We start from the raw sequence: 12437 nt of genomic DNA, 5'->3' as shown, positions 1-12437 counted from the left end.
ATTATATAAATTAAAAGATATTGTTATACTAAACTGCTAAATATAACATGAATGTTTATTTAGCAGTTTGAACAATATTAAAACAGTTAAAAAGGCGGAATACTTTGCGGGAAGTTAAAAACATTTTTCGGATCATATTTTGCTTTTACTTCCATTAATCGGTCAAAGTTGCAACTGAAGTATGCATCTGGCCAATCTTTAATGGATAGGTCGGGAGTATTAACGTATACACCTTTTGTAAATGGCAGCATTGCTAAGCGAAAGTCTTCCACCCATCGAATACTTGCAGCAGCACCTTCTGGTTGCCCCCAAGTGGCGAAGATTGACATATTTGATAGTGCTTTTCGGTAATAATAAGCAGTCGCTTCATTTGGTACTTCAGCAACAGCCCCGCCTAATCCGTGGAAAAATACGGAGGTGGTGGCATGGGGAGGTGAATTTTTAATAAAGTGATCAATTATGGATAGGCCTTCTTCTGGTAGGAGTTCATATACATATGGACCAACACTTTTAAAGGGTAAAGGTGTTGCAGGTTGCTTTTCGGCTATTTTCGGCTATTTTCGCTGCTGCTTCTGCCCATGGTATTTCTTCTATAGTTACTTGTAATGGTGAACCGGCGTTTAATAATGGCTGTAGCAGTACCTGCAATTCTTGAACAGAGCCGAGAAATACACCTTGCATTAATAAAGATGGTTCGAACTCTGCAGACATGAAAAGAGTAGTTGTAAGTCGTTTATCAGCGCAAGGTAGTGTGTAAGTTTGCCAAGTGTTTATTACGTCTTTTAAATCGGATATTCCCCAGCTTATTTCTGCAAAGCCTACCGTATTAATTTTATGCGTTCGAAATTTGAACGAAGTACATATGCCAAAGTTTCCACCACCAGCACCTCGTGAAGCCCAAAAGAGGTCAGAGTTACACTTTGTATTAGCACGTATTACACAGCCGTTTGCGTCTACCATTTCAAATTCAATTAAATGATCGAGAGTTAATCCAAACGGACGGGAGAGAATGCTATGTCCGCCTCCTAAAGTAACACCTGCAATACCAGGTGTCGGACAAACTCCACTTGGCACAACTAATCCTTCAGCTGCAAGTGTTTCAATTAAAGAAATGTTCCTCCAGCCTGTTCCGATTGTTACAGTCTCACTTTTGTGATCTATTTCTAATTGTTTCATTTCACTTACATCAATTACAAGGCCAGCATTACTAACGGATAATGCCTCATAATTATGACGTCCAGAGCGCATACGCATAGGGATGTTATGTAGCCTCGACCAGCGAACAGCGAACAGCATTCACTACATCTTGCGTATTTTGAGCAAAGACAATGATTAACGGGAATTTGTTAAAGAATGTGTTGAACTCCTCACGAGCTGAATTATAGTCCGGATCATTAGGTGTAACGATACGACCAGTAAGTTCGATTTTTGGATTACTCATTTTCTCTTTCTCTCCTTGTTACAAAATAAAATGCTTACAATTTGGAAAAGCAGTAAGTAAACAATGACTATACTTTAAGATTAAATGAAGAAAGGAAGGGGAATATTCCGATAAAGAAAAAGGCAGTGCTTCATATATGTAGCACTGCCTTTTTGTAATTATATATATGTACTCAAAATCTCCCCAGGCAATACATCAATCTCCCAAACTTTTTCAGATATAAAAACTACATTTATAAAAGATTAACAAAAGTAATTGTTAATCTTTGGTTAGTATCGTACATACAATATGTAATTAAGTAAGTGTACTATGGAGCGAATACAGAAAAGGGTGAATGAAGCATATGAATTCATTTGAGCAAATGATGTACGTTGGTATCATCATGTCTATTGTACTATCTGTAATGATTTTAGGATCTTTATATTATAATCCGCGTCTTTCGTTAACTGATTATCCAAAAGATATTCAAAAGGTAGTTTTTCCAAAATCGATTTATGAAAAAAAGCAAACGATTTACTTTAACATTGCATATAATGCTATTCTTTTCGGTACTCCTTTCGTTTCTACATATATATTACATAAACATGAAAAATTATTATATATTGATGCCTATTTACATGCTTTTGGTATTGTAATGATTTTCAATTTAGTAGATTTGTTTATAATTGATTGGCTAATCTTTTGCTGGATTACCCCAAGATTTGTTGTTATTCCTAGTACAGAAGGCATGAAGGGTTATAAAGATTATAAGTTTCATTTAAGAGGGGCTATAGTCGGCACAAAATTTTTAGCAATCGTAAGTTTATTTTTGGCAGGAATTGCAATAACTATGTAGCATAAAAAGTATTGTTTCATTTTGTTTTGATAGTAGAATTTTAGGTAACTTTAATCAAACTAGTATTAGTATATTTTTAATTTTTATAATACAACCTCATAAATATTAATATATGTTATATAGAGCGAAAATTCATTTTATCCCGCTTTAATGGGCAGTAAGACCCCCACCTCAAAATTCAGCGAAAGCAAAGAAGTTAGGTGGGGGTCGGACTGCCCATAAAAGTCCGATTGGTTCAACTAATAATCAGTGGGGGATGAAGAAAACCCCACTGATTAAAGTTTCACTTTATAAAAAGGGGTGTGTTATGAAAGAAACGAATGAATCTTTAAGAAACGATTTAAAGAAAGATATAAAATTTTCTATTATAATCCCTGCGCATAATGAAGAAAAATACATTGGAAAATGTTTAGATTCTATTTCAAAGGCAGCGGAAGCATATAAAGATCAAACTGAAGTCATAGTGGTTTTAAATCGTTGTACAGATAAAACAGAAGAAATAGCAAAGGGGTATAACTGTATTACATTAAAAAATGACGATAAAAATTTATCGAAAATCCGAAATGCAGGAGCCGCGATAGCTACTGGAGAAATAATCATTACTATAGATGCTGATACGCAAATGACAGAGTCTTTTTTGTCTAACGTAGAAAAATATTTAGTTTCAGGTAAATATATTGGCGGTGGGGTAACCGGTAAGTTTGAAAGAATATCTTTAGGAATATTTGTTTCCGCATTGTTAATAATAATTCCATTATTTTTTAAGTACGGGGCTATATCTGTCGGGATTTTTTGGTGCTATAGAAACGATTTTATGGCGATTAATGGATTTAATGAAAATATGCTTATGGCAGAAGATACAGATTTTGCAAAACGTTTAAAAGAATGGGGAAAACAACAAAATAAGAAGTTCGGTACAATAAAAAATGGAATGATAACTTCGTGCAGAAGATTTGATACATATGGAGATTGGACTTTAGTTAAAAATCCAAAAATAATCTTAGCGTATTTAAAAGGAAATGATAAAAAATATGCAGATAAAACATATTATGATAATCAAGAAAGATAACTGTAGAAATTCTTAAACAAATAGCTTTTTGCTCACCTCATTTTATCCCGCTTTAATGGGCAGTAAGACCCCCACCTCAAAATTCAGCGAAAGCAAAGAAGTTAGGTGGGGGATGAACAAAACCCCCACTGATTAAAGTTTCACTTTATAATATATAGAATTAAAAATGAGAATTTGATAGTATTGGAGTAAGGAGTTTTAATAGCAGTATATTAAGTCGTATTAATATACTGTTGCAAATGCTCCCCTAATTTCATGGGAGTATTTGGTAGAAATCGAAAAAATAATGGAGGCTAATATGAAAAAAATAATTGGCGCAGCAACAGCAACTGTTTTTGGGTTGGGGGCTTTTACCACAACTGCTATCGCAGAAACGATCGTAACAGCAGATGTACTCAACGTACGTGAAAAACCGACTACGGAATCAAAAGTTATCGAAAAGGTAAAGGAGGGACAAGAGTTAAAAGTAATAAATACCGAAGATGGATGGTCAAAAATTGATTTAAACGGTAAAGAAGTGTTTGTAAGCTCAGAGTTTACAAAAGATGTGTATCATGTAACAGCGAATTTGTTAAATGTACGCTCTGATGCAAATACAGAATCAGAAATTCTAGGCAGACTGAAAAAAGATGATGTAATTGAATCAACACATCAAGTAAAAGACGGTTGGCTAAAATTTGAGTATAAAGGAAAAACAGCTTATGCAAATGTTTCTTTCCTATCAAGTACAGCACCAGTTGAAAACACAGCTAAAGAGAAAACGAAGCAAGTAGCGAAAGTACACAAACCAGCTAAAGCTAAGGATGAAGTTAAAGCACAAAAGATAGCAAAGCCTAAGGAAGAAGCGAAAGTACAAAAAGTAACAAAGCCTAAAGAAGAAGTGAAAGTACAAGAGGTAGTAAAGCCTAAAGAAGAAGTGAAAGTACAAGAAGTAGCAAAGCCTAAGGAAGAAGCGAAAGTACAAAAAGTAACAAAGCCTAAAGAAGAAGTGAAAGTACAAGAGGTAGTAAAGCCTAAAGAAGACGTGAAAGCCCAAGAAGAAGCAAAAGCTAAAGAAGAGGCCGAAGCAAGAGAAATAGCAAAGGCTAAAGAAGAAGAGAAAGCAAGGGAAATAGCAAAGGCTAAAGAAGAAGAGAAAGCAAGAGAAATAGCAAAGGCTAAAGAAGAAGAGAAAGCAAGGGAAATAGCAAAGGTTAAGGAAGAAGAGAAAGCAAGAGAAATAGCAAAGGCTAAAGAAGAAGAGAAAGCAAGAGAGATAGCGAAGGCTAAAGAAGAAGAGAAAGCAAGAGAAATAGCAAAAGCTAAGGAAGAAGCAAAAGCAAAAGAAGAGTCTAAAAATAACACACAGTCTGCTAAACGTGAATTAACGGTAGTAGCGACAGCATATACTGCTGATCCAAGTGAAAATGGTACATATGGTGGACGCGTTTTAACTGCGATGGGGCATGATTTAACGACTAATCCGAATATGAGAATTATCGCAGTTGACCCGAAAGTAATTCCTTTAGGATCTAAAGTATGGGTAGAAGGTTATGGAGAAGCTATCGCTGGTGATACGGGAAGTGCAATTAAAGGAAATCGCATTGATGTTTTAATGGGTTCAAAAAGTAAGGCTATGAATTGGGGAAGACAAACTGTTAAAGTGAAAATTCTATAATACATATATTTTTATAGATAGAAGTCAGTTCTCTTTATTGAGACTGGCTTTTATTTTTTCATATGTAAAGATTGTTCAATTATAAAAACTGAAATATAAAGTACATAACGAAAATAAGACTGACATATTCTGTCGGTCTTATTTTCGTATTACAACATCATTAAGAATCGCATCAAATATATCTTTTTGCGTCAAGTTATCTGTAAAAATAGCTTCTCTGGTAACTTCAATTGTATCGTGCGGAGTATACCATTTTTCTAGGGAATCTTCACCAAATTCATGTCGTTTGTCCCTTGTGTTATGTCGTCGAATCGTTTCTTTTAACGATAAATCAAAGTAATATGTATAGACGTTTCCTTCAAAAAAATGTATTAATTCTTTCAGCATATCACCATATCTACGACTGTTTAAAATACCTTCTAAAATAATAAAATCACATTTCCCTTTTCCATACTTCGTAATTTCAAATAGTAAATCATGTGATAAGTTCCCTATCGTATCGTGGACTCTTAGCATATCTCTACGTACAACATCTTGTGATACTAAAAGTGTACCTTGTCCGAAATGTTCTTGTAGTTCTTTTGCGATTGTTGTTTTACCACTTGCGGAGTTTCCTCTAAGAATGATTAAAGTTGATTTAAGGATAGGATTAGACATAAAGTATTCCCCAAAACAATATTGATTATATAGAAAATTTTAACAAATAAAATAAAGAAAGTGTATAATCAATATGATGGATATTTAAAGTAGGATGCTAGATGGCTGATACATTAAAGAATGCACAACCTATATGGAAACGGACATGGTTTCGCTATCTAGAGGCAATGAAAGATTTTACAACAAGAAAAAATATAAATAATTAAAAAGAGGTACTATATGTTATTTCAAAAAGATAATCTATCGGTTCGGTACGTAAAAGAAGAGGATGCATCAATTATTTCAAAATGGTTAACAGACCTAGAAGTACTGCAGTATTACGAAGGGCGAGATAATCCGCAATCTGTAGAAATGGTACTTGATCATTTTATATATAATCCAAATAGTCATGAAAAAAGATGTTTAATAGAGTTTGATGAAATGCCGATTGGTTACATTCAAATGTATCCAGTTGATTCTGAGTGGAAAACATTATATGGCTATGAAAAATCACAAAATATATGGGGAATGGATCAATTTATTGGAGAGCCAACTTACTGGGAAAAAGGAATTGGAACGAAACTCGTTCAGGCAGCAATTACATATATTATGGAGAACGCAGGAGCAGAAGCAATCGCAATGGATCCGAAAGTAAATAATGAACGCGCGATAAACTGTTATAAAAAATGCGGATTTAAAAAGGTGAAGATATTAAAGGAACATGAGCTGCATGAGGGGAAATTAGAAGATTGTTGGATGATGGAATACAAACAAAGGGAGCTGCGCGAAATGAAAAAAGCATTAATTGTAATTGATGTGCAAGCGGGGATGTATACAGCTGGAATGTCAGTACATAATGGGGAAAAGTTTTTACAAACATTGCAAGAACTTATTGGAGAATGTCGTTCAAATGATATTCCGGTTATTTATGTCCAACATAACGGGCCTAAAGGTCATCCGTTAGAAAAAGGTACAGATGGTTGGGGAATACATGCGGCGATTGCTCCGCAAGAAGGGGACAGTATCGTTGAAAAGACGACGCCAGATTCATTCCATAAGACAAACTTAGGCGAAGTGTTACAAGAAAAAGGAATTGAACACGTTATTATTTCAGGGATGCAAACAGAGTACTGTGTTGATACGACAACGCGAAGAGCGTTTAGTGAAGGGTATAAAGTAACGTTAGTGAGTGATGCACATAGTACTTTTGATACAGAAGTGTTACGTGCTGAAGACATTGTGAAGCATCATAACGTAGTGTTTGGAGCGTTTGCTGATGTCGTTTCACTAAACGATTTGAAGGTAGAAGCATAAGTAGGAATGGGGCCATCTCTATATGAGGGGCCTCTTTATTATTGGGATTTTTAAAGTGAAATTAAGATAGAAATAAAACGTTACATTGATTTATACATTAAATCTTCGTAGTGTCAGATGTTATATTTTATAGTATATGTCTCTTTATCATTCGGTACTCTATGTATTAAGAAATAAAAAAGATGAGGCGATTCCCGATAAACAATAATTAAATAAGTATGACAACGTGTCATATTTTTCCGTTGACGTATGACACGTTGTCGTATAGTATTGGATTACGCCTAATTGTGACACGTTGTCACTTATTTGATCGGAGGAATAACAATGCCTAAACAAACATTTTTTAATTTAGAAAGAGAAAAAAAAGAACTATTAATTCAGGCAGCGATGAAAGAATTTTCAAGAGTTCCGTTATTCGAAGCATCGATTTCTAATATTATTAAAGACGCTGGAATACCGAGGGGAAGTTTTTATCAATATTTTGAGGATAAAGAAGATGTTTTCTTCTTTTTATTAAATGATCATTCTAAAAGAGATAATGAAAAATTCATTTCAATATTAAAAGAAAATGAGGGTGATTTATTTGACTCATATATTGAATTGTACCAATATATGCTAGAAAAATTCAAAAACCTAGAAAATCGAAATTTTTTTAGAAATGCCTTTTTAAATATGAATTATAAAGTTGAAAATACATTTACTCGAAATATGAACGAGGATAATCATAAAAATAGATTGTCCGAAATCATGGTCTTAATAAATAAAGAAAAATTAAATATTACAGAAGAACGAGAAATATTTCATGTTATGAAGATTATCACGGCGGTGACTTTTCACAATCTTATTCAAAATTTTGCGAAGGAAATACCATTCGATGAATCGGTGGAAAACTATACTTTAGAAATTTCATTACTAAAAAAAGGGCTCTATAAAAGGGTGGAAAATTAAATGATATCCACAAAAAAAGTGAGGGATTTAAAAAGGTAATTCTGTTTAGAATTATTTTTCACAATATCATTGGCATATTATCGAAAAATGAGGAGAAATGTAAATATGTTGAAAATATTTAAATACTTAAAACAAAAAGAATGGATACTTATTGTTGCTAGTATTGTGTTCATTGCAGGTCAAGTGTGGTTAGATTTGAAGCTACCAGATTTTATGTCTGAAATTACAACCCTTGTACAGACGAAGGGTAGCGAAACGAGCGAGATATGGGCAGCAGGAGGAAAGATGCTTTTATGTGCTCTCGGCAGTATGATTTTATCAGTTGTTGTTGGTTATTTTGCGGCGAGAGTAGCAACTTCCCTTTCAAAAGAATTGAGAAAAGGGGTATTTAACAAAACGTTATCTTTCTCTATGGAAGAAATTAATGGTTTTTCAACGGCAAGTCTTATTACTCGTTCTACTAATGATATAACGCAAATACAGCAGACTGTTGCAATGGGTCTTCAAGTTATGATTAAAGCTCCTATCCTTGCGGTTTGGGCCATTTTGAAGATTACAGGTAAAAGTTGGGAATGGTCAGCGGCAACAGGAGTAGCAGTCGTTGCTTTGCTTGTAATGATAGGCAGCATTATCATCTTTGTGCTACCGAAATTTAAAGTAGTCCAAAAAATGACAGATAATCTGAACCTAGTAACAAGAGAAGGTTTAACTGGTATTCGTGTTGTTCATGCCTATAACGCACAAGAGTATCAAGAAGCAAAATTTGAAAAAGCAAATGAAGATTTAACAGATACAAATCTTTTGGTTAACCGCCTGATGGCCATTATGCAGCCGGGTATGGGTCTAATTATGTCAGGTTTAACTCTTTCTATCTATTGGATTGGGGCTCATTTGATTATGAATGCAGGTGGAATGGATCGAATCGGTTTGTTCAGTGATATGGTAGTATTTTCGTCTTACGCAATGCAGGTCGTTATGGCGTTTATGTTATTAGCGATGACGTTTATTATGCTGCCGCGTGCTTCAGTATCTGCAGCACGTATTAATGAAGTGTTAGATACCCCTCAGACAATTACGGATGGGGAGATGAAGGCGTCGCCTAAGGGAGTTGAAGGTGAAATCGAACTGCGTAATGTGAGCTTTAAATATCCTGACGCAGGAGAATATGTTTTGAAAGATATTAGTTTTACGGCACATAAAGGTGAAACTGTCGCTTTTATTGGCTCTACTGGTAGTGGCAAAAGTACGCTGATTAATTTGATTCCAAGATTTTATGATGTTTCTGAGGGAGAGGTTATAGTCGACGGGATCAATGTAAAAGAGTATGCACAAGAAGCCCTTCATAATAAGTTTGGTTATGTGTCTCAAAAAGCCGTATTATTTTCAGGTACAGTAAAATCCAATGTGGCATATGGTGATAACGGCCAAACCTTGCCGATAGATGAGGATATCAAAAAAGCGGTGGAAATTGCCCAAGGAAAAGAATTTGTAGAAAAAATGGATGGCGAATATAATGCTGCTATTGCCCAAGGCGGTACAAACCTTTCTGGGGGACAAAAACAACGCCTTTCTATTGCAAGAGCAGTAAGCAAAAATCCTGAAATCTTTATTTTTGATGATTCGTTCTCTGCACTAGATTATAAAACAGATCATCAGCTTCGTTCTACCTTGAAAAAAGAAACGAAAGGTGCGACGACCTTGATTGTAGCACAGCGAATTGGAACGATTAAAGATGCTGACAAAATCATCGTTCTTGACGAAGGTAAAATAGTAGGTATGGGAACACATGATGAATTGTTGAAAACTTGTAAGACTTATCAGGAAATTGCCTATTCACAACTATCGAAGGAGGAGCTGGGAAATGCGTAATAATCAAACAAATAGTCCTCGAAAAAGTAGCGGTGGCCCAGGAGGAATGGTAGCTCCTGGAGAAAAGCCAAAGAACTTTAAAAAGCCGTGGGGAAAGTTAATTGCCTATTGTAAACCGTATTTACCAGCGATTGTCTTTGCGCTTGTATTGGCAGCTGTAGGAACCATTTTTACTATCATTGGGCCCGATATGCTTAGTGAAATAACTGATTTAATTACGGAGGGTATGGCAGGTAAGATTGATATTACGGCAATAGGAAATATTGCTCTACTTCTTGCTATTTTGTACGGACTGAGTTTTATTTTCAGCTATATTCAGTCGTTTATTATGGCCACTATTACTCAGCGAGTATCCAAACGATTACGTACGGATATTGCTGACAAAATCGATAAATTACCATTAAAATATTTTGACTCTACGACCTATGGAGATGTATTAAGTCGTGTCACAAACGATGTAGATATGATTGGTCAGACTTTAAATCAAAGTGTTGGTTCGTTAGTGACAGCGGTCGTTATGTTCCTAGGGTCTTTAATTATGATGTTCTCAATTAATGTTACGATGACACTTTCGGCTATTGCTGCAACGGCAGTTGGATTTGTATTAATGATTTTCATCATATCCAAATCACAAAAATATTTCATACGCCAGCAGAAAGACCTTGGTAGAATGAATGGGCATATTGAAGAAATTTACTCAGGGCATGATATAGTGAAGGTTTATAACGGCGATAAAGAAGCGAAGCAACAATTTAATAAAATCAATGAAAGCTTGTTTAAAAGTGCGTGGAGATCACAGTTTATGTCAGGGATGATGATGCCCCTTATGATCTTTATTGGAAATTTGGGATATGTTGTTGTTTGTGTAGTAGGTGCTACACTAGCGATGAAAGGTACCATTACATTTGGTGTTATCGTTTCATTTATGGTTTATATTCGTTTATTTACACAGCCATTGTCTCAGTTAGCACAGGCAGCAACAAGTTTGCAGTCAACTGCTGCAGCAAGCGAACGTGTATTTGAATTCTTAGACGAAGATGAGCTTGAAGACGAAAGTGACAAAGAAACTATATTAAATGCCAATGATGTCAAAGGTAATGTGGAATTTAAAAATGTTAAGTTTGGATATACGAAAGAGAAGCTTATTATTAAAGATTTCTCTGCTCATATCAAAGCCGGCCAAAAAGTTGCAATTGTTGGACCTACCGGTGCAGGGAAAACAACGCTTGTTAACCTCCTTATGCGTTTCTATGAAGTTGATAGCGGTGAAATAAAAATTGAGGATGTACCGACTAATTCGATTACTCGTAAAAATGTTCATGATCTATTTTGTATGGTGTTGCAAGATACTTGGTTATTTGAAGGTACGATTAAGGAAAATATAATTTATAACAAAGTAGAAGTAACTGATGAAGAAGTAGTTGCGGCTTGTAAGGCAGTAGGTTTGGACCATTTTATTAGAACTTTGCCTAAAGGTTACGATACAGCTTTAAATGATAAAGCGAGCTTATCTGTAGGGCAAAAACAGCTGCTTACTATTGCAAGGGCCATGGTAAAAAAAGCACCGTTACTTATTTTAGATGAGGCTACTAGTTCCGTTGACACTCGTACTGAAGCGCTTATTCAAGAAGCGATGGATAAATTGATGGTGGGTAAAACATCATTTGTTATTGCACACAGACTTTCAACAATTAGAAATGCCGATTTGATTTTGGTTATGAAAGACGGAGATATTATTGAAAGTGGTAATCACGAAGAGTTAATTGCTGAAAAAGGATTTTATGCGGATTTATACAATAGTCAGTTTGAAGATGCATCTTAAAAATCGAAATGGTTTTGTTTTAAACCGAGAAAAAGCAGCACGAGTTAATAAATAATAAAGGTTGATTATCCCCTTAAAGGAGATAGTGTGAAAAACTACATTTTCAATGTGGAATGTTACACTATACTTGAAGGGGATATTTTCATGGAGAAAAATATAATCTCATTTCCAAAGTATATAGATGGGAAAAGGGAAAACCGTACATTATTATGGAAATGGCAAACGAAGTTAGGATCCAATTGCTGAAGAATGTGATTATAATTTAAAGCAAAAGTAATACATGTTGCCTCAGTATATAAATAAGCGCTTTGATAATTTCATGTACCGAATTTAGAGTATAGAAAAAGGAGCACCACATAATTAAAAAGGGCGCCCCTGCATCAAAATGTTATTTCTTCTTATCTTTATCCAATACATTCTGTTCTTCAGCAAATTCCGTACCATATGCAAAGCGGCGATTAATATGAATGTTATCATTGTTGTGCCTTGTGTGTGAGTTAGAAAAGCGATGAACGATTACTTCAGATAATGTAAAGACAGTAGCGGAAAGGAAACTACCCCATGCAATTTGCATGTAATTGTCTAATAAAATATTACCGAAAATCCATACGCTTAAATACGTTAGTAAGAAATCCGATATAATGGCACCGGTATTGCCTATTCGGTTTAATATGATTTTATCGACGAACATATAGGAAACGATTGTAACAAAGAGACTAAATGAAATAATTTGGACGAACGTTGCAGGGAAAAATAAAGCGAGTCCAATACTAAATGCGATAATGCACGATATAAATTTGATAAGTACTACAGTAAAACCATTCAATATTTACACCTCCGATTTAT

Annotated in this window: 12 protein-coding genes and 2 pseudogenes; 8 read left to right on the top strand and 6 right to left on the bottom strand. The window is 34.8% G+C overall.

Annotated elements, in window-relative coordinates:
* Nucleotides 1-86: 86 nt before the first annotated feature.
* The 4 genes and pseudogenes from ACLBWW_RS14185 to ACLBWW_RS14170 all read right to left on the bottom strand — a co-directional run.
* On the bottom strand, nt 87-329 hold the full coding sequence (locus ACLBWW_RS14185; protein ID WP_048547601.1) for a BBE domain-containing protein: 243 nt from the start codon (nt 327-329) through the stop codon (nt 87-89).
* A 181-nt stretch (nt 330-510) separates the two neighbouring features.
* Entirely contained in the window at nt 511-1296 is a 786-nt protein-coding gene (locus ACLBWW_RS14180; protein ID WP_447614092.1) for an FAD-binding oxidoreductase, read from the bottom strand.
* Nucleotides 1262-1441 (bottom strand): hypothetical protein, encoded by a 180-nt coding sequence (locus ACLBWW_RS14175; protein WP_447614091.1) that lies wholly within the window; start codon nt 1439-1441, stop codon nt 1262-1264. The genes ACLBWW_RS14180 and ACLBWW_RS14175 overlap by 35 nt, the downstream gene beginning before the upstream one ends.
* A gap of 158 nt (nt 1442-1599) precedes the next feature.
* Nucleotides 1600-1677: pseudogene (locus tag ACLBWW_RS14170) on the bottom strand (GNAT family N-acetyltransferase); the annotation flags it as partial.
* Nucleotides 1678-1784: 107 nt separating this feature from the next.
* Here ACLBWW_RS14170 and ACLBWW_RS14165 point away from each other — a divergent pair.
* The 3 genes from ACLBWW_RS14165 (at nt 1785) to entB (ending at nt 5002) form a co-directional block, all read left to right on the top strand.
* Complete coding sequence (locus ACLBWW_RS14165; protein ID WP_048547597.1) at nt 1785-2276, top strand: hypothetical protein; 492 nt, start codon at nt 1785-1787, stop codon at nt 2274-2276.
* Between the two features lie 307 nt (nt 2277-2583).
* Nucleotides 2584-3345: a glycosyltransferase gene (locus ACLBWW_RS14160; protein ID WP_447614090.1), complete on the top strand. Its 762-nt coding sequence runs from the start codon at nt 2584-2586 to the stop codon at nt 3343-3345.
* A 298-nt stretch (nt 3346-3643) separates the two neighbouring features.
* Entirely contained in the window at nt 3644-5002 is a 1359-nt protein-coding gene (gene entB, locus ACLBWW_RS14155) for a cell wall-binding protein EntB (protein ID WP_048547594.1), read from the top strand.
* Nucleotides 5003-5140: 138 nt separating this feature from the next.
* On the opposite strand, the gene ACLBWW_RS14150 is transcribed toward entB, so the two are convergent.
* Nucleotides 5141-5659 (bottom strand): kinase, encoded by a 519-nt coding sequence (locus ACLBWW_RS14150; protein WP_048547592.1) that lies wholly within the window; start codon nt 5657-5659, stop codon nt 5141-5143.
* 219 nt (nt 5660-5878) lie between these two features.
* On the opposite strand from ACLBWW_RS14150, the pseudogene ACLBWW_RS14145 reads away from it, so the two are divergent.
* The 5 genes and pseudogenes from ACLBWW_RS14145 to ACLBWW_RS14125 form a co-directional block, all read left to right on the top strand.
* A pseudogene (locus ACLBWW_RS14145) lies at nt 5879-6412 on the top strand (GNAT family N-acetyltransferase); the annotation flags it as partial.
* Nucleotides 6413-6427: 15 nt separating this feature from the next.
* Complete coding sequence (locus ACLBWW_RS14140; RefSeq protein ID WP_048547889.1) at nt 6428-6952, top strand: cysteine hydrolase family protein; 525 nt, start codon at nt 6428-6430, stop codon at nt 6950-6952.
* A 324-nt stretch (nt 6953-7276) separates the two neighbouring features.
* The gene (locus ACLBWW_RS14135; protein WP_048547590.1) at nt 7277-7900 is read left to right on the top strand and encodes a TetR/AcrR family transcriptional regulator; all 624 of its coding nucleotides are present in this window, start codon (nt 7277-7279) and stop codon (nt 7898-7900) included.
* 105 nt (nt 7901-8005) lie between these two features.
* Complete coding sequence (locus ACLBWW_RS14130) at nt 8006-9769, top strand: ABC transporter ATP-binding protein (protein ID WP_048547588.1); 1764 nt, start codon at nt 8006-8008, stop codon at nt 9767-9769.
* Complete coding sequence (locus tag ACLBWW_RS14125; RefSeq protein WP_048547586.1) at nt 9762-11591, top strand: ABC transporter ATP-binding protein; 1830 nt, start codon at nt 9762-9764, stop codon at nt 11589-11591. The genes ACLBWW_RS14130 and ACLBWW_RS14125 overlap by 8 nt, the downstream gene beginning before the upstream one ends.
* A gap of 388 nt (nt 11592-11979) precedes the next feature.
* Here ACLBWW_RS14125 and ACLBWW_RS14120 read toward each other — a convergent pair whose 3' ends face one another.
* The gene (locus ACLBWW_RS14120) at nt 11980-12417 is read right to left on the bottom strand and encodes a YndM family protein (RefSeq protein ID WP_048547584.1); all 438 of its coding nucleotides are present in this window, start codon (nt 12415-12417) and stop codon (nt 11980-11982) included.
* Nucleotides 12418-12437: the final 20 nt, after the last annotated feature.

This window comes from Bacillus sp. M5A3_1b (genome assembly GCF_053345335.1).
Note: the sequence above shows the minus strand (reverse complement) of the source record. Positions and strands in the feature narration are given on the sequence as shown.